Genomic DNA, 17,450 nt, shown 5'->3' with positions numbered 1-17,450 from the left:
ACCTTAATTTTTTTTATTTAATAATTAAAGTTTATTAATGAAAATATATAAAAGTATCTTAGTTTTTTTAAGAAAAATAGTGAAAATTAAAATTTGAAAAAAAAGTTATTTTAAAAAGTGATAAAGAACCGCTTTTTGTGCATGAAGTCTGTTTTCAGCTTCATCAAAGACCACTGATTGGGGACCGTCAATAACTTCACCGCTAACTTCCTGACCACGAATAGCCGGTAAGCAATGCATAAAAATAGCCCCATCATTAGCTAAACTCATTAAATCTGAATTAACTTGATAAGGTGCAAAATCTTTTTGTCTTTGTTCTGCTTCTTTTTCATCACCCATGCTTACCCAAACATCAGTATAGACTACATCCACATTATCAAGAGCGACTTTTAAATCAGAACTGATAGTAATTTCCTTATTATGATCTTTCGCTAATTTTTTGGCCGTATTAACAATGTCTTCGTTAGGTTCATAACCTTCAGGGCATGCTACAGACATGTCCATTCCAACAAGAGGTGCCATTAAAAGCAAAGAATTACATACATTGTTTCCGTCACCAACAAAACAAAGTTTTTTGCCTTCCAATTTACCTAAATGTTCCTTAATAGTTAACATATCAGCTAAAGCCTGACAGGGATGTTCCAAGTTAGTTAAACCACTGATAACCGGAACATCAGAATATTTAGCTAATTCCACAACATCATCATGTTCAATAGCACGTATCATTATTCCGTCTACAAAACGACTTAAAACTTTTGCAGTATCCGGAATAGGTTCTCCTCTACCCATTTGTAATTCTGAAGAGGATAAAAACAAAGCCTGACCACCTAACTGATACATACCTACATCAAAAGATACCCTAGTCCTTGTAGATGATTTTTGAAATATCATAGCTAATGATTTACCTGCTAAAGGTTTTTCTTCCATTTTTCCTTCTTTGAAATTTTTAGCTAATTCTAAAATATCCAGTACTTCATCTTTGATGTCACAAACAGACAATAAATTGCTCATAGTTTAACCCTTCTTTAATCTTAACAAAATAAAATATATATAATTATTATATATTAAAGTTTTCTATAGCATTTAATATAACAAACAGAAATAAAAGCATATTATAAAGCTAAAAGGATTTTTAAGGTTTAACCCTGAAAAATAAAGCGAAAGTTTTAAAAAAAGGATTGAAAAAGAATTTAAAAATCTTTTTTACCTATTTTTTAAAAAATAATAATCCTAAAATTTAATTTAGGATTTCTTTCATGTGTTCTACTCTTTTATTAACAAGGTCCGTAGTTCCCACATCACTTCTGTGATATACATTACCTTTTATACAAGCACATGCTTTTTCAGCTATTTTTTCAGCTTCTTCAATACTGTCACCATCAGCTACAATACCTAATGCCCTGGAACCTGAAAGGTGAATACCGTCATCTTCAAGACCGACTGCTGCATAAAATACTTTAGCTCCCAACTCTTCAATAGCTCTTTCATCCACTTCAATGAGTTCTCCGCCATGAGAAGTTTCCGGATATCCCTCAGGAACTATATATTTACATACACTAGCTTTGTCATTGAATTCCACTTTATCTAAACTGCCATCTACAATAGCCTGACATACATCAGCTAATGGAGTTTTAAGTAATGGTAAAACATTCATAGCTTCAGGATCTCCAAATCTTGCATTATATTCTATTAATTTAGGCCCATCTGCAGTTAACATAAATTGACCATAAAGAATACCTTTATAAGGTTCTGCTTCTTTTGCAATAGCTTCCAATGTAGCTTCCATTATTTTTACTGCTTTATCATAATCATCCTGAGATAAAAATGGTAATAATCCTCCTTTATCAGAGTAAGAACCCATTCCACCAGTAATTGCACCTACATCTCCTTCAAAAGCATGAGGATGATCCTGTGCTGCAGGCATTGGTGCAAGGTGAGTTCCATCACAAAAAGCCTGAATAGTAAATTCTTCACCGATTAACCTTTCTTCAATGATAACTTGAGTAAAACCACCCATTGCATTGTCAATTACTTCTTTGGAATATTCTTTAGCTTCATGATTATCTTTTAAGTGGTCACCTACGATTTTAACTCCTTTTCCACCAGTTAAACCTACAGGTTTTACTACAACATCCCTGTCAAAGTCATCTAAAAATGCACTAACATCATCATAATTGTCAAATACTTTGTAAACAAGAGATCCTTCAATATTATAATCTTCAAATAATTTTCTCATGAAAGATTTGTCAGTTTCTATTCTGGCTGCACTTTGAGATGGTCCGACACAGCTAATTCCATTTTTTTCAAGTTCATCAACTATTCCTTTTCCTAAAGGAGCTTCAGGACCAATAAATGCTATGTCAATATTGTTATCCACAGCAAACTTGGCTACTTTTTCAATTTCTCCTTCATCACCCTGTGCAAATTCGGCTATTTTTGAAATACCTGGATTTACTTTACTCATATAACAATATAACTCAACATCATCTTTAAGTGCATCAGCTATTGCATGTTCACGAGCACCAGTTCCAACTACTAAGACCTTCATAATAATTCACCAATTTCTTAATATATTATAAATTTATATAAATTGACATTAAAATATATTACCTATATTTTAAGGGGAAATCGAATGGAACTAAATAATAATATGAAAGATATTACCGGAGATCCTAAAAAAGCTGTTAAAAAACTGGCTTATCCCATTATAATAAGTATGCTTCTTATAATGAGCAATAATTTAATTGACAGTATTTGGGTTGCTGGATTAGGTCCCGGACCACTAGCTGCAATCGGTTTTGTAACTCCATTATTTCTTATTTTAGTAGGAATTGGAACAGGTATTGGTGCAGGTGTAAATTCATTAATTTCCCGCTATGTAGGAAGCAAAAATCAAACTAAAGCAAATGAAGCAGCTGTTCAGTCAGTAGTTTTAGGTATTATTGTTTCCATAATAGTTACAGTTATTTTTGTAGTGATTCTAGAACCAACACTTTACATTATGGGGGCTAAAGACGTATTTAGCTATGCAATTGACTATGGTAGGCCATTATTTATATTTTCAATTGTTACAATACTTCCGGTAGCTTATGCAGGAATATTCAGAGCTGAAGGAGATATTAAAAGAGCAACCCTTCCAATGTGTATTTCAGCTATTCTAAACATGATTTTAGATCCTATTTTTATTTATACTTTAAATTTAGGAATAAGTGGTGCAGCAATAGCTACATTACTTAGTATTTTTATTGAACTGCTGATAATTCTTTATTGGATGTTTATAAAAAAAGATACTTACTTCAAATACACATTTAAAAACTTTAAAATTAATTTAGGAATGTATAAAGAGATTTTAAATGTAGGAATCCCAGCAGGACTTGAAGAACTTCTAATGGCAGTTGTTGCAATTGCAGTTAATTTAATCTTTGAAATAGTTGGAGGAACATCAGCTGTAGCTACCTATACGATTGTAATGAGATTAATAAGTATTGCAATAATGCCAACTATTGGAATTGCAACTTCAACTATTACAGTTGTCGGAATAGCTTATGGAGCAAAGAATTATAAAAATATCAAAATAGCTACAAGATATTCAATTAAATTTAGGATTTATATTTTCAATTGTAACTTCACTGATATTTATTGTATTTTCCAACCAAATTGCGTTTCTCTTTTCATATTCGGCAAACAGCAGTTCACTTGCTCCAACAATCAGCTACATCTTAAATTTTGTATGGCTATTTATAATTCCAGTAGCTTTCGGTGCAACAGCAAGTTATGCATTTCAGGGAATGGGTAAAGGAATAACAAGTTTTCTTTTAACAATGCAAAGAGAGGCTATTTTAGTGATTATATTTACATTTATCCTTGGAATCTGCCTGTCATTAGGAGTTCGTGGAGTTTATTACGGATTAGTTATCGGTAATGCTATCGGATCTGCTGTAGGACTTTTATGTATTGAAATATTTATTAGCCGCTTACTTAAAAAAGCAAATAGTTAATTGTATTTAACACCCCCCTCTACTCCCATTTTAACTTAGCTATATGATAATCAAAATAATCCGTCAAATACCTGGCATGACTTATTTTTGGAAGATTTTTAAGTTCTGAAGCCATGGAAGACTTACTAAAATTAGTTTCATTGCTATTTGCAACATAACCTACTTTATCACTACCTACATAGACAGCTATTGCATCCTTATCGTAAGAATTATCCGGTTCCTTAACTAATTTTAATTTCATTCCTTCTTTAAATTGTACCTGTTTTTGAAAAGAAGTCCCAACTATTGTAATTAAATCTTTTTTTGAGTGTTGATTAATAGTTATTAGTTGCCTTACTTTTTTTCTAGCTTCTGTCTCCCTTTTTTTTAGTAAATCATCATCAATATTTAGTTTTATTTCTTTATTAATTTCTGTCCAGTATTTTCTTGGTGAATAATCATCTAATAATTCAAGTATTACCCAACCAGAATCAGGCACATAATTATATCTTCCAGGATATCTGCAAAAATACTTGGCATATGATACTTTTGGAAGATTTGTAAGCTCACTAACTGATGAATAACATATTTCATGACCCCAATTTTCTGAAACATAACCTATTTTCATGTCACCATAACATACGTTAATAAATCCGCTCTTTTCTTTTACCAATCTAAAAACTAAATCATTGGAATTAAACATGCGGTCATATCCGCACATATGAACTAATTTATCCCTACCTTTCCTTTTTAAAATACCTTCATAGCGTTTATCGGCAGCAACATCCTCCATTTCTCCCTTAATTTCAGATTTTAAAGACAATGCCCATTGTTTTAAATCATTTAATTCACCATAACTACCAATTTCATCAATAGCACTATTAACTAATCTCATAGCCTCTTTTAAATTATGATTAGCCCTTTTTTCAAACATTGCAGATTCTAATTTTTCGTCTGCACTGTACCTTATTGCCTCTAAATCCACATAAGGATCATCACATACCTCTTCATCACCTTCATCATATTCATCATATTCATCATATTCAACCTCTCTGACTCCACCACAAGATCTGCATACATCTCCTTCATCAACCCAACTACCGCATCTTGGACAAATTCCCATTATATCACATCTTCAATTTTATCTATTAAGCCATGTTTTTTCATCATCCAATATTGGAACTTCTATTTCATCACTATAGTGACCTTTTCCAAGAGCTAAAAGGTCTGCTTCTATGTGTGTAGGACATATGCATAAATCATATGCATAATGAATAAGATTTGCTGCACCACTGTTTTTATTCCTATAAAAGAATTCGAAAAACTCCTCTTTTCCACTACCTATATTTAAACTAACATCTCCAAAACTATCTGCTTCATAATCAATTTCAGGAAATTCTCCCCTTATTATTTCTTCATAAACATCATCGTCATGTAATGCTATTATCGGATCATAGCCTTCCGGTTGTATGCAATACAGCCATCCTGTTTTTCCATCATCATTTTTGTACTTTATAGCTGAAGCAACAGTTGTATGAGGGCCACAACAATCGAAACATGTATCATATCCACATTTAACATCTTCAATAAAATATCTGCTCATTTTTGAATTTCACCTTATTTAATGTCTATGTATATAACTTGTGTATTTAATATATTTAAAATTTTCCATTACTTAATAGAATTGTTAATAGCCAATGTAAAAATAATTAAAAAAAGTACAGATAATAAACCAATTCAGAATATATTTTTATAATGTAAAGATGTAAAAAGAATCTAAAAGCATTAATAAGTGAAAATGGAATGTTTCTAATTGTTTGGAAAGTAATTTTTTTAAAAAAGGATAATCAAACAATTATAAATCAATTTTCCACTAACTGCCACAACATTTATATACTAACAGTTGCATATGCAAGAGTAATACTTGCACATGCAAGAGTCGAGGTGGAAAATGTCAGAAAATGCAAATGTGGAATTATTAAGAGGAGACCCAAAAAAAGCAATAAACAAATTAGCTTACCCTATTATAGGAAGTTTGCTTCTGATAATGCTAAATAACATTATAGACAGTGTATGGGTTGCAGGTTTAGGTTCAGACCCTCTAGCTGCAATAGGTTATATTACTCCATTATTTATGATTTTAGTAGGAGTAGGAAATGGTATAGGAGCAGGGGCAAACTCTCTTATTTCAAGATTCATCGGAGCAAAAGATAAAAAAGGAGCAGACAGTGCAACAGCACATTCATTAATACTGAGTATAGTTATCTCAATAGCATTTATGGTGCTTTTTCTTATAATTTTAGATCCTATATTAAAAATTATGGGAGCTGCTGAAGTATTGGATTACTGTAAACAATATGGAGTAGTACTGTTTATCTGGACTTTTGCATTAGTAATACCTACAATCATCGGAGGAATATTTAGAGCAGAAGGAGATGTAAATAGAGCAACAATTCCCCTTGCAGTTACAGCTATTGCAAATATGATTTTAGACCCAATATTCATCTACACATTAAATCAAGGAATTGCCGGAGCAGCTATGGCAACAGGAATAGCTGGATTTATCGGTCTTTTAATGCAAATTTACTGGATTTATGTTAAAAAGAACACTTATCTTTCATACTCTCTTAAAAACTTTAAAAACAATATGAAAATGTATTTGGATATTTTAACAGTAGGAATTCCAGCCAGTTTAGAACAGCTTATTATGTCTGTACTAGCTATTGTTGTTAACTTCTTACTAACTATCGTAGCTGGAACAACAGCAGTTGCAGTATATACAGCAGGCTGGAGAATTATTTCAGTTGGAATCATACCAGCAGTAGGAGTAGGAACAGCAGCAGTTACAGTAGCGGGAGTAGCTTATGGTGCTCGAAATTATGATAAAATAAAAACAACAGTAAGATATGCTGTTAAAATCGGATTTATCGTTTCATTAATTACATGTTTATTAATCCATTTCTTTGCAGGTCAAATTGCATATATATTCTCATATTCATCAACAAGTGCTGCATTAGCTCCATTAATCACAGATTTCTTAAAAATAATGTGCTTATTTGTATTGTTTGTACCATTTGGTGCAACTGCAGGAAATGTATTCCAGGGACTTGGAAAAGGAACAATCTCCCTTGTACTAACAACATTCAGAGAATTGATATTAGTTTTAATATTTGCATGTCTCCTAGGACTTGTATTTAATATGGGTGAAATTGGAGTGTATATTGGAATGCTTATAGGAGGACTTATCGGTTCCGTAATAGCTTACGGAATTATTGAAATTTATGTCAAACGCCTAATCAGGAGAAATCAAAATGGGGCTTGAAGACGAAAAAGACGTTCCCACAATTCCTTTTGTTGGAACAATACACCGAAAATATGGGATATTCATAAATAATAAAATGAAAAAGTATAATTTAAGTTTTGGACAGTACCCCTTTTTAATAGAATTATATGATAAAGGACCGTCAACACAGCAAAATCTAGCTAAAATATTCCAACTTAATGAAAGTACCATAACACGAGCACTAAACAAACTAGAAGAAAAAGGATATATTGAAAAACACCCAAACTATGAAAACAAAAGAAAAAATTATGTCAAAGTTACTTCCAAAGGTGCCAAAATAGCTAAAGAAGTTATGGACTACGATAAACAGTGGGACAAAATTTGCAGTGAAAATTTAAGCGAAAAAGAGTTTGAAGAATTTAAAACCACACTTAAAAAAATATATTCAACTATAGTAAAAAGAGAAGAAAAATGAGTTTTTCAACTCATTTACATTTTTTGAGGAGCTGGAACTCCTAAAATATCTAAAGCATTTTTTAAAGTAGTTTTAGCCCTATCAACTAAAACAAGTCTTGTATCTTCTACATCTGAACCAATAACTTGTTCAGCTTTATAGAATTTATTAAATGCACCAGCCAAATCCTGACAGTATTGTGTAATATTGTGAATCCTTTTTTTGTTAGCACAGTCTTCAATAACCTGTGGGAACTTAGCTATTGTCCTAATTAAATCTTTTTCATTTTCATCAGGGACCCAGTCATCAGATACAGCTAAAGAAGATACATCTTTACCTGATTTTTTAAGTAATTTACATGCTCTTGCATGAGCATACTGAATAGAAGCACATCCTCGCTCAAAGCTTAATGCCTCATCCCATTTAAAGGTTAAGTGTTTTTCAGGGGATAATTTAGCTATAAAGAACCTGATAGCTCCAACACCAATATCTTCAGCCATAGGTTTAATTTCTTCATCAGTTAAATCAGGATTTCTGGATTTAATTTCATCAGCTGCTCTTTTTACAGCTTCATCAACCAGTTCATCAACTGAAACAAATACTCCTTTTCTTGTAGACATGGATCCTGAAGGAAGCGTAATAAATTCATAGAATATAACTTCCGGAGGAATTTCTCTTAAAATTTCTTTAAAGATTACATTAATCTGTTGAGCTGCTAATTTGTGGTCTGAACCTAAAATATCTAAAACCACATCTCCCTGAGTGGCTTTGTATCTGTGATAAGCTAAATCTCTTGTTGAGTAAAGTGAAGTACCGTCAGACCTTCTAAGTACAAATTCTTTTTCGATTTGGAAGCAGGTTAAATCAATATAAGTTACATCACCATATGAGACAAATCCTTCATGGTCAAAGTATTTAATCATATCATCCACTTCACCACTTCTTACAAACTGACCTTCCCATACAAAATCATCGTGGTTTATATTGATTCTATGAAGTGTTTCCTTAATTCCTAAAAGACAGCTTTCAACTACTTCTTCGAATATTTTATTTAATTCAGGTTCTGCTCCACCTTCATATCTTTCAATCAGATTATCTACATGTGAAACTAAACTTTCATCTTCGTTTAATTTTTGATTGGCTTTGAAATATAATCTTCCAATCTTATGGTCGATTTTATCTCCTTCCTGATCTTCAATTTTTAAACCAAGTTCAGTAATTCCAAATACAATAATAGCTATCTGTCTTCCCATATCATTTACATAATACTGTGTTTCAACTTCCCTACCGGCTACTTTTAAAAGACGATTTAATGAATCACCAAAAATAGAATTCCTTACATGTCCAATATGTAACGGACCATTAGGATTAGCTGAAGTGTGTTCCAATATTATTTTTTCATCTGCCTTTGGAAGCTGACCATAATCTTTTCCGACATGCTCTAAAAGCTTTTTAGAAAAAGCTGAGTAATCAATGAAAAAATTAACATATGGGCCGATAGCTTCTACTTTTTCAAATATTTCGGGAATTTCAAGTTTTTCTACAATTTCAGAAGCTATAAGATTAGGGGCTTTCCTTAATTTTTTAGCAAGTGAAAATGCAATAGTACTAGCTAAATCTCCCATGTCCGGATTTGGGGGAAATTCCAATCTAAAATTCTTTTCATCTTCAACCTGAAAATTTTCTAAAGTATCATCTACTTCAAACTTGTCTAAAGCATCACTTATAGCATCAATCGCCTGTTTTTCTATCTCAAAATACATTAACTCACCTTTAAATTACAAACCTCTTAACCAAAGAGAAATATTTCCAATATATGGAATAACAATAGGATGGCCATCCCAAGTCAATACCCTTTCATTTATTTGATCTGCTGTTGCATAATATGGGTCAGGATGACTGTTATGGTCTCCTTTAATCATATAATACGTTGTCCCATTTATTTCTGTAATATTAATTACCCTATGAATTACAGGTTCATTATACCATGTTGCATCATAAACAACAATATCTCCTACCTGTACATCATTAGGATCAAATTCATGAATTCCTAAAAAATCAGCTTTTTCAACAGCTACAATATCTCCCCTATAGAAAACAGGTTCCATACTTCCTGAAACAACTACATTTAAGTGTTGGGCAGCTATTAAAACTACTGCAAGAATAACGATGTAAGATATGATTTCTTTATAATCTGTCACGCTAACACCTTAATAATTAAATATATATTAATAATTATAAATAATTTAGCTAAAACTTATAAAATATTTTTAAACATGAAATTGGATTGATGGTTAAATTACTGATAAAATAAAATAAAAAATAATGTCAAACAGATGACACTATCCTTTTTTCTTAAAAGCTACTTCCAAAGCCATTTCAATAGCTTCTGCAGTCTGTGTTAAGTCCTCCATAGTGTGAGCACTTGAAATAAAGTTACATTCAAACTGACTTGGAGGAATGAAAACCCCTTCTTTCAGTAATGCTCTGAAGTATCTCAAGAATCTTTTTGCATCAGAATTATGGGCATCTTCATTATTGTAAACTGGAGCAGGGTTGAAATATATCTGAAACATTGATCCGCAGCCTACAGGAGTAATATTGTATCCCTGTTCATCAATTACTGATTGAATATTGCTTCTTAAAAAGTTTCCTTTTCTTTCCAAATCTTTGTAGAACTGATTATCTAACTGTTTTAATGTAGATATTCCTGCCTGAACAGATATTGGATTACCGCTAAAAGTACCTGCCTGATAAACTGGACCGTTAGGTGCTATCAATTCCATTATTTCTTTTTTACCTGCAAAGGCACCCATAGGCAAACCTCCACCTACAATTTTACCCATTGTAGTTAAATCAGGAGTTACACCATAATATTCCTGAGCACCGCCTCTGGCTAATCTAAAACCTGTTATAACTTCATCAAATATTAATAAAATATTATTTTCTTTGGTGATTTTTCTTACAAATTCCAAAAATCCTTTTTTAGGTTCAATACATCCAATATTACCCATAACTACTTCCATAATAAGACATGCTATGTTATCTCCATCTTTTTGGATTAAATCACTTAAAGCTTCTTCATCATTGAAAGGTACAGAATAAGTGTTTTTAGCTGTATCAAGAGGAATTCCTTTAGTATCCGGAACACAAGCCTCACCAGGTTTTCCCTTAACCAATGTATAATCATGAGCGCCATGGTAAGCACCATCAAATTTAATGATTTTATCCTTACCAGTAAAACCACGGGCTAATCTAATAGCACTCATAGTAGCTTCCCCACCACTATTTACAAATCTTACCATTTCAGCACTAGGTATTCTGTCAACAACTTCTTTTGCTAAAATAATTTCATTTTCAGTTGGAGCACCATAAGCAGAACCAATTGTTAATTGATTAGAAACTTCCCTGACTACTTTCGGATCTGCATGTCCAAGTATTAAAGGACCATAAGCTAAACAATGGTCAATATACTTATTTCCATCAACATCATATATTTTTGAACCGCTAGCTTTTTTAACAAAAAACGGATACGGTTCAAATGCACGAACTGGAGAACTAACTCCTCCAGGAATGAATTTTTTAGATTCTTGGAACAAATCTTTGGAAAACATATTATCACATTATAAATTTTGAATTAAAGAGTTTACACAGGCCACAGCTATTGGTGTTCCACCTTTAGGGCCTTCAACAATAATATTTGGAATATTTGAATTTCTCAAAGCTTCTTTTGAATCAGCAGCACCAACAAAACCAACAGGAACTCCAACAATAGCTTTAAGGTTCATTTCACCTTTTTCATATAAGTCCATAGCTTCAAAAACAGCTGTTGGAGCATTACCAGAAACAACAATTCCTTCAAAATCATTTTCTGCAGCATACCTCATAGCAGCAGCCGCTCTTGTAATCTGATTTTCTTTAGCTATTTTTTTAACTTCCTCATTTTTAATAAAGCATTCAACTTCTCCATCATATTGAGTTATACCATATTTAACCATATTAATATCAGTTAAAATTGTTTCATTATTTCTTAAAGAAGTCATAGCTGCTTCAACAAAATCAGCACTCATATGTACAAGTTTAGCATATTCTGGATCAGCTGTAGAGTGAACAATACGTTCAACAATATCTCTTTCAGCCGGAGCCAAATCTTTAATGTCATCACCAATAAGGCCACGAATAATTTCCCTACTTTTAGTAGCTATATCATAACCTTGTTTAGTTGATGCGCCCATAAACATCTGATTTTTCATAATATAATATATAATGTTAATATATTTATAATTTTAAAAATGCAATTATTTACCGTTAAAAATGTTATTTTAAGCTGTATGAATCAAATACTCCTATAAAACAATAATATTGCTTTTATTCTCTTAAAATGAAAATAAGCTTCACTTACATAATACTAAAAAGAATATATTTCTGATTCAGGTTTTTTAAAAAACAAATCATGTTACAATATTGTTTTGCTTAAACCAAAGTGATTGATTACAAGATTAATAATAGCTGTAGCTTTAAAATACTAGCAATATCTCTAAAAAACAAAGACGGTGATGAAGCTATAACTATTATTGAAAATAAAATAAAAAATAACCAAAAAATAAACTGGACTGAATTGATAAACCTTGCATTATCACCATTAATGAGTTTTGAATGCACTATAGAAAAACAGCTAGAAAAAACTGTGCAGACACTAAATAAATTAATAAAATCAATACACCACAAGTCAGAATTTGTATTAGGCATAACTTGACTATTAGTAGATAAATTTATTGAAAATAAAGAAACACGAATAAAATTAAGCAATATACTAAGTGATAATATGAGATTATTAGAAGAATTTGGTCAGTCCAGATTTGAAGCTGGAGAAAAAAAAGGCATAGAAAAAAATAAAGTAGAAACAGCTGAAAAATTATTAAAAAGAGATTTGTCAATGAAATTTGTATCAGAGATAACAGACATCCCAACAAGAGAATTAGAAACAATATACAAAAAGTAAGGTCATAATATGTTTACATTAGAAGAAGAATATGGAGAACAAAAATACAACGAAGGATTCGAAAAAGGATTCAAAGAATGAATAAAAAGAGGAATAAAAGAATCCAGCTTTGAAATAGCTGAGGAACTGATAAAAAAAGAAATGGATTTATATGACGTATCCTATGTAACCAATATTGGAATGGCAACTCTTGGTGAACTAAAGGAATCCATAAAAAATAATACATCATCTAAATTATCTGCAAAAAATGAATAGCTAAAATAATTCTATTTTATTTTTTAGATGCAGATAAACCTGCCAAATATCCTGTAGAAAATGCTATTTTGAGATTATATCCACCTGTAGGACCGACAGGTTCTAAAACTTCACCTGCAAAATATAAATCTTCAGTTATTGTTGATTCCATAGTTTTAGGATTAATATTCTCAATAGCTATCCCACCTAAAGTAACATGACTTAAATCTTTATTGAAAGCGGATATTTCAAATTTAAAATTTTTTAAAGCTTCAACTAACTTATTTTTTTGTTTTTTATTAATTCTGCTTAATTGAGTTTCCCCTTCAATTTCAACAGATTCTAAAAAGAATGGAATAAAATTATTAGTTAAAAAGTATTTTAAGTAGTTTTTAATGTATGTTTTTCCTTTATCCTGAAAATCATTAGTGAATTTAGTTTTTAATTCTTCCTGATTAAAATCAGGGCATAAATCAACAGACAAGACTTCATCTAATTTAACATCAGCATTATCCAAAATATTATAATCCACATTTCTGGAAATTTCACTACTTATATTTAAAATTCCAGGACCTGTTAAACCAACATGACTTATTAGAACATTATCTTTAATTTTGAAGTTTTTATATTTTATAACAACATCATATAAGGTAATTCCTGCAATATCTGACAAGTCTTTTTTAGTTATTAAAGGAACCAGCCCATATTTAATATCTGTAACCGGATTATCTGTCAGACAATATCCGTCTCCTGCAGAACCTGTTTTTGGAAATGTAGCTCCCCCAGTAGCTATTATGACTTTTTTAGCAATAATGTCATTATTTATTACAAAATTATTTTCTTTTTTAATATCGGGTGTCCGCCAAAATTGAATTTTGGCTGACTTGTTGATTTTTTTTAAAATATTGTTACATCAAGTTTTAATTGGTTTTTAATGGATGTGCTTTCGCAGAAATCTTCTAAATCTTCTGTTGTGTTTTTTATTTCTTGTTTTATGTTGTGTAGTCGTATTAAATTATATGCTAATGCATCTAAGTTTATTCTTTCTTCTGTTTTTACCATTCCGATGACTACTTCTTTTTCTATTTGGAATTGTTCTTTGAATATTCCAAATGGTCCTTCAACGCTTGATCTTTTGCTATATTCGTCTTTATATTCCTGTTTTTCCATTTTTTCGTTCATTGCTTTTTGCATTTCTGATCCGTATTCTGTGATGGTTTTGTGTGTTTGTTTGCCTGTTAAGCATTTGTTTCGTGCTTTGCAGTTTTTACAGGCTTCATAATTGTTGTAGAGTCTTTTTATTTTGTCTGGTTTTTCTGGATCTTTGTGTGGTTCGATGTATTTTGCGAAAAAGTGCATATATTGATTTTTTGGGCATTTGAATGCATCTAATTCATAATCATATTCAAAATGGTCTTTATGGTATGGATTTGGATTTAATTTTCCTATTTTTTCTTTACTTTGCTTTCTATTTGGTATTAAACCATCTATTTTTTTATCTGCTAAGTATGATAGTGATATTTGGTTTAAGTATATTGTATCGGCACTTATATACTTTGGTGTGGTGTTAATGTTTCTTATTGCTCTTTCTGCGATTATTGGTAGTTCGTAGTGGTCTGTCGGGTTTTGTGTGACGTTTATTGCACAGATTAATTTGGTATCATAATCGACTGCAGATTGGATATTATAAGCAACCATGAAGTTTCCTTTCTTTCCTTTCATAAATCTTGCTTCTATATCATTTACTGGAATTTTATCCTGTCCTGTGAATGTAAATTGTGTTTTTATTCCATATAATAGTTCTAATTTATCTTCATCATCTATGTCTTTCTTTTCCAATAATCTTTGAGCAGGTTTGTGAAGTTTTTCAAGACATTCAGGGTCAATAGGTCGTCCTTCGTAGTAATCGATCAATATTTGAGTTTCTTTTTTTGTAATGGTGTTGTTGTTGGAATTGTATGCTTTTTTGATGGTTCCATCAATGGCAACGTGATTAAATTCAGTGAATCCTTCATCAAAGGCCTTTTTTAATGTCATTTGCAGCAATACTTCAAAATAATGGCCATATTCTCTTCGATATCTTTGGATTGATCTTTCAGAAGGTCTAATATCATCGCACACGTATTTAAATATATCATGGTATCGCGCCATATCTGCAATTATTGATGTTCTATCAATATGTTGGATTTTGGCATAAATAAGCAATTTTAACATGGAATCCACTGGAAGGGAGTCTCTTCCTTTCTTTTTCTTGGGTTCTTTGATATTTAAAAGTGGAAAAACTTCTTCAACAAATTCAACAACAAAACGAGAAATATGATTCTCCGGAACATTCCAATCAAGAGTATTAATGCCCAATTTTGCCTGATTCCTATCAAACTTTCTTTTAACCATAAATAACAACACCAAAACAACTTATATCTAATATAAAATATGTACAACAAAGTATATAAACTTAACTGTCTTAAAACCATTAAAAATCAAAAATAAGAATAAAATAAAACTAAACAATAATTTAAAAAATAATTAAACCAAATAAAATAAAATAAACAAAAATTAATTGAAATATATTAAAAATAATAAAAATTAAGCCCAAAAATTTTTTTGACGAAAAATCAAAAATCAATTTTGGCGGACACCCTATCTGAAACTTTATAATTGTATTTTATAGTTATATCTTTTAAGTAATCTTTTAAAATAGCTAATATATCTTGAGATTTCTCAGTTTCTGGAAATACTCTATTATTATCTTCAATTATAAAATCAAGACCTCTGTTTCTAAATAAGTCCAGTAGCATTTCATTTGTAAAAGTGTAAAAAGAGTGTTTTAAAAAGTTTTTATCATGAAAAGAATTTAATAGCTTTTTAATTGGCTTTTCATTAGTTATATTGCATCTGCCTCCCCCAGTAATAAGAAGTTTATGACCTAAAGAGGAGTTTTTTTCAAGCAATACAACATTTGAATCTGCAGAAGCAACTATTGCAGCCATTATTCCTGCAGGACCCCCGCCAATTACAGCTATATCAAATTCTTCCATAACAATCAAAATTTAAGGAGTTAATCTGTGTCTGTCTCTTGGGAAGAGAACTGTTTCACGAATATTTTCAACACCAGTAAGTACCATAGCTAATCTGTCAGCACCTACACCCCATCCAGCGTGAGGAGGCATACCATATTCGAAAGCTTTTAAGTAGCTACCAAATGAAGCTACATTCAATCCTTTATCTTCAATTTGTTTTACTAAAACATCGTATTGGTGTACACGGGTAGCACCAGAAGATAATTCCAAGTTATTATACATTAAATCAAATGCATGTGCTTTAGTAGGATCTTTAGAATTAGGCATTACATAAAACGGTTTAATTTCAGAAGGCCATTCAGTTAAGAAGTAGAATCCTCCCATTACATCACCTAATGCTTTTTCACCTGCACGGGATAAATCTTCACCCCAGCTCATTTCAACATCTCTGGAGTTTACAATATCTACTGCTTCATCATAAGTTACAACAGGGAAAGGACCGTCTGGAACAGGCATTTCATGTTCCAATATGTTTAATTCTTCTTTACAGTCTTCATTGATGTCAATAATAACCTGTTCAATCATATTGTTGAGTATTTTCATTACATCAACATCATCCATAAAAGAAGCTTCTGCATCAATAGAAACAGCTTCGTTTAAATGTCTTAAAGTATCATGTTCTTCAGCTCTGAAAATTTGGCCGATTTCAAATACCCTATCCATTCCACTAGACATCATCATCTGTTTGTATAATTGTGGAGATTGACCTAAGAATGCTTCTTTTTCGAAATATGTAATTGGGAAAAGTTCAGTTCCTCCTTCAGTAGCAGAAGCTACAAGTTTTGGAGTGTTAATTTCCATAAATCCATTTTCATAGAAGAAATCCCTTACAGTATGGAACATTCTATTTTTAATTTTGAAAATAGCACTGACATTATCCCTTCTTAAATCAATGAATCTTGAATCTAATCTTGTATCAATTTCAGCTTTAACTTTATCAGTAGGATCCATAGGAAGTGGCTGATTAGCTAAATTTAAAAGATTAATTTCTTTAGGAATAATTTCAACACCAGTAGGTGCTTGGTTAGCTTCTTGAACTGTACCTTTAATAGCTACAACAGATTCTTTTCTAAGTTTTCTGATATCTTCAAGTATTTCTGCATCCACTTTTTTACTTGGTGCGGTAATTTGTACTTTACCTTCTCTATCTCTAATAATAACAAAGATGATTCCACCTAAATCACGGATTTCATGTACCCAACCCATGACGATGACATCTTGTCCAGTTAAATCAGGAGTAACATTTTTAGTATAATTTGTTCTTCTCCATTCGTTTAATAAACCTTGCATTGGTTCACCTCTAGGTTTTTTAAAAAAATAATTATAATAAAATTAAGTTTTCATTATATTAAGAAATTTAATTTTTATATTTAATAAAGTATTTGATTAACAGGCCAAAATCCATTTTTTATAAGTTAAT

14 protein-coding genes and 3 pseudogenes are annotated in these 17,450 nt (G+C 31.2%); 5 read left to right on the top strand and 12 right to left on the bottom strand.

Annotation, left to right across the window (positions count from 1 at the left end; translation table 11 throughout):
- Nucleotides 1-105: 105 nt before the first annotated feature.
- Nucleotides 106-1,011, bottom strand: coding sequence for an ornithine carbamoyltransferase (gene argF, locus K4897_RS05250; RefSeq protein ID WP_019265115.1), 906 nt, complete (start codon nt 1,009-1,011; stop codon nt 106-108).
- A gap of 226 nt (nt 1,012-1,237) precedes the next feature.
- Nucleotides 1,238-2,548, bottom strand: a complete 1,311-nt coding sequence (gene purD / locus K4897_RS05245; protein ID WP_019265116.1) for a phosphoribosylamine--glycine ligase — start codon at nt 2,546-2,548, stop codon at nt 1,238-1,240.
- 84 nt (nt 2,549-2,632) lie between these two features.
- Between purD and K4897_RS05240 the strand changes: the two are divergent.
- Nucleotides 2,633-3,998 (top strand): annotated as a pseudogene (locus tag K4897_RS05240) (MATE family efflux transporter).
- Nucleotides 3,999-4,017: 19 nt separating this feature from the next.
- On the opposite strand, the gene K4897_RS05235 reads toward K4897_RS05240, so the two are convergent.
- Nucleotides 4,018-5,100: an HIRAN domain-containing protein gene (locus tag K4897_RS05235; RefSeq protein ID WP_250415672.1), complete on the bottom strand. Its 1,083-nt coding sequence runs from the start codon at nt 5,098-5,100 to the stop codon at nt 4,018-4,020.
- Nucleotides 5,101-5,118: 18 nt separating this feature from the next.
- Nucleotides 5,119-5,580: a hypothetical protein gene (locus tag K4897_RS05230; RefSeq protein ID WP_004036090.1), complete on the bottom strand. Its 462-nt coding sequence runs from the start codon at nt 5,578-5,580 to the stop codon at nt 5,119-5,121.
- A gap of 348 nt (nt 5,581-5,928) precedes the next feature.
- On the opposite strand from K4897_RS05230, the gene K4897_RS05225 reads away from it, so the two are divergent.
- Both K4897_RS05225 and K4897_RS05220 read left to right on the top strand, forming a co-directional pair.
- Nucleotides 5,929-7,299 (top strand): MATE family efflux transporter, encoded by a 1,371-nt coding sequence (locus K4897_RS05225; RefSeq protein WP_250415671.1) that lies wholly within the window; start codon nt 5,929-5,931, stop codon nt 7,297-7,299.
- Nucleotides 7,289-7,735, top strand: coding sequence for a MarR family winged helix-turn-helix transcriptional regulator (locus K4897_RS05220; RefSeq protein ID WP_019266833.1), 447 nt, complete (start codon nt 7,289-7,291; stop codon nt 7,733-7,735). The genes K4897_RS05225 and K4897_RS05220 overlap by 11 nt, the downstream gene beginning before the upstream one ends.
- 14 nt (nt 7,736-7,749) lie before the next feature.
- Here K4897_RS05220 and argS read toward each other — a convergent pair whose 3' ends face one another.
- The 4 genes from argS to K4897_RS05200 all read right to left on the bottom strand — a co-directional run bounded on the left by argS (nt 7,750) and on the right by K4897_RS05200 (nt 11,967).
- Nucleotides 7,750-9,477 carry an arginine--tRNA ligase gene (argS, locus tag K4897_RS05215; RefSeq protein ID WP_250415670.1) on the bottom strand — a complete coding sequence of 576 codons (1,728 nt, stop codon included), beginning with the start codon at nt 9,475-9,477 and terminating at the stop codon, nt 7,750-7,752.
- A gap of 15 nt (nt 9,478-9,492) precedes the next feature.
- A complete protein-coding gene (locus K4897_RS05210; protein ID WP_004032699.1) occupies nt 9,493-9,915 on the bottom strand; it encodes a signal peptidase I in 423 nt (140 codons plus the stop codon).
- A 141-nt stretch (nt 9,916-10,056) separates the two neighbouring features.
- The gene (gene hemL / locus K4897_RS05205; RefSeq protein WP_250415669.1) at nt 10,057-11,328 is read right to left on the bottom strand and encodes a glutamate-1-semialdehyde 2,1-aminomutase; all 1,272 of its coding nucleotides are present in this window, start codon (nt 11,326-11,328) and stop codon (nt 10,057-10,059) included.
- Nucleotides 11,329-11,337: 9 nt separating this feature from the next.
- The gene (locus tag K4897_RS05200; RefSeq protein WP_094516612.1) at nt 11,338-11,967 is read right to left on the bottom strand and encodes a cobalt-precorrin-8 methylmutase; all 630 of its coding nucleotides are present in this window, start codon (nt 11,965-11,967) and stop codon (nt 11,338-11,340) included.
- A gap of 230 nt (nt 11,968-12,197) precedes the next feature.
- Between K4897_RS05200 and K4897_RS05195 the strand changes: the two genes are divergently transcribed.
- On the top strand, nt 12,198-12,470 hold the full coding sequence (locus K4897_RS05195; protein WP_250415668.1) for a hypothetical protein: 273 nt from the start codon (nt 12,198-12,200) through the stop codon (nt 12,468-12,470).
- A gap of 69 nt (nt 12,471-12,539) precedes the next feature.
- A complete protein-coding gene (locus tag K4897_RS05190; protein WP_250415667.1) occupies nt 12,540-12,716 on the top strand; it encodes a hypothetical protein in 177 nt (58 codons plus the stop codon).
- A gap of 271 nt (nt 12,717-12,987) precedes the next feature.
- On the opposite strand, the pseudogene K4897_RS05185 reads toward K4897_RS05190, so the two are convergent.
- The 4 genes and pseudogenes from K4897_RS05185 to aspS form a co-directional block, all read right to left on the bottom strand.
- Nucleotides 12,988-13,806 (bottom strand): annotated as a pseudogene (locus tag K4897_RS05185) (aminoacetone oxidase family FAD-binding enzyme); the annotation flags it as partial.
- A 41-nt stretch (nt 13,807-13,847) separates the two neighbouring features.
- Nucleotides 13,848-15,344 carry a transposase gene (locus K4897_RS05180; RefSeq protein ID WP_250415666.1) on the bottom strand — a complete coding sequence of 499 codons (1,497 nt, stop codon included), beginning with the start codon at nt 15,342-15,344 and terminating at the stop codon, nt 13,848-13,850.
- Nucleotides 15,345-15,592: 248 nt separating this feature from the next.
- Nucleotides 15,593-15,988: pseudogene (locus K4897_RS05175) on the bottom strand (NAD(P)/FAD-dependent oxidoreductase); the annotation flags it as partial.
- A gap of 12 nt (nt 15,989-16,000) precedes the next feature.
- Complete coding sequence (gene aspS, locus K4897_RS05170) at nt 16,001-17,320, bottom strand: aspartate--tRNA(Asn) ligase (RefSeq protein ID WP_019266840.1); 1,320 nt, start codon at nt 17,318-17,320, stop codon at nt 16,001-16,003.
- Between the last annotated feature and the right edge of the window lie 130 nt (nt 17,321-17,450).

Source organism: Methanobrevibacter sp. TLL-48-HuF1 (assembly GCF_023617305.1).
GTDB lineage: Archaea > Methanobacteriota > Methanobacteria > Methanobacteriales > Methanobacteriaceae > Methanocatella > Methanocatella intestini.
The sequence above is the reverse complement of the archived record's forward strand: the minus strand, read 5'-3'. Positions and strand labels throughout refer to the sequence as shown.

Excerpts from the sequence above, each read along its gene's own strand:
- K4897_RS05200 (WP_094516612.1), bottom strand. The coding sequence starts at position 11,967 with ATGAAAAATCAGATGTTTATGGGCGCATCAACTAAACAAGGTTATGAT.
- aspS (WP_019266840.1), bottom strand. The coding sequence starts at position 17,320 with ATGCAAGGTTTATTAAACGAATGGAGAAGAACAAATTATACTAAAAAT.
- K4897_RS05225 (WP_250415671.1), top strand. The coding sequence starts at position 5,929 with ATGTCAGAAAATGCAAATGTGGAATTATTAAGAGGAGACCCAAAAAAA.
- K4897_RS05190 (WP_250415667.1), top strand. The coding sequence starts at position 12,540 with ATGAGATTATTAGAAGAATTTGGTCAGTCCAGATTTGAAGCTGGAGAA.
- K4897_RS05230 (WP_004036090.1), bottom strand. The coding sequence starts at position 5,580 with ATGAGCAGATATTTTATTGAAGATGTTAAATGTGGATATGATACATGT.
- K4897_RS05180 (WP_250415666.1), bottom strand. The coding sequence starts at position 15,344 with ATGGTTAAAAGAAAGTTTGATAGGAATCAGGCAAAATTGGGCATTAAT.
- argS (WP_250415670.1), bottom strand. The coding sequence starts at position 9,477 with ATGTATTTTGAGATAGAAAAACAGGCGATTGATGCTATAAGTGATGCT.
- K4897_RS05220 (WP_019266833.1), top strand. The coding sequence starts at position 7,289 with ATGGGGCTTGAAGACGAAAAAGACGTTCCCACAATTCCTTTTGTTGGA.
- hemL (WP_250415669.1), bottom strand. The coding sequence starts at position 11,328 with ATGTTTTCCAAAGATTTGTTCCAAGAATCTAAAAAATTCATTCCTGGA.
- K4897_RS05235 (WP_250415672.1), bottom strand. The coding sequence starts at position 5,100 with ATGGGAATTTGTCCAAGATGCGGTAGTTGGGTTGATGAAGGAGATGTA.
- purD (WP_019265116.1), bottom strand. The coding sequence starts at position 2,548 with ATGAAGGTCTTAGTAGTTGGAACTGGTGCTCGTGAACATGCAATAGCT.
- argF (WP_019265115.1), bottom strand. The coding sequence starts at position 1,011 with ATGAGCAATTTATTGTCTGTTTGTGACATCAAAGATGAAGTACTGGAT.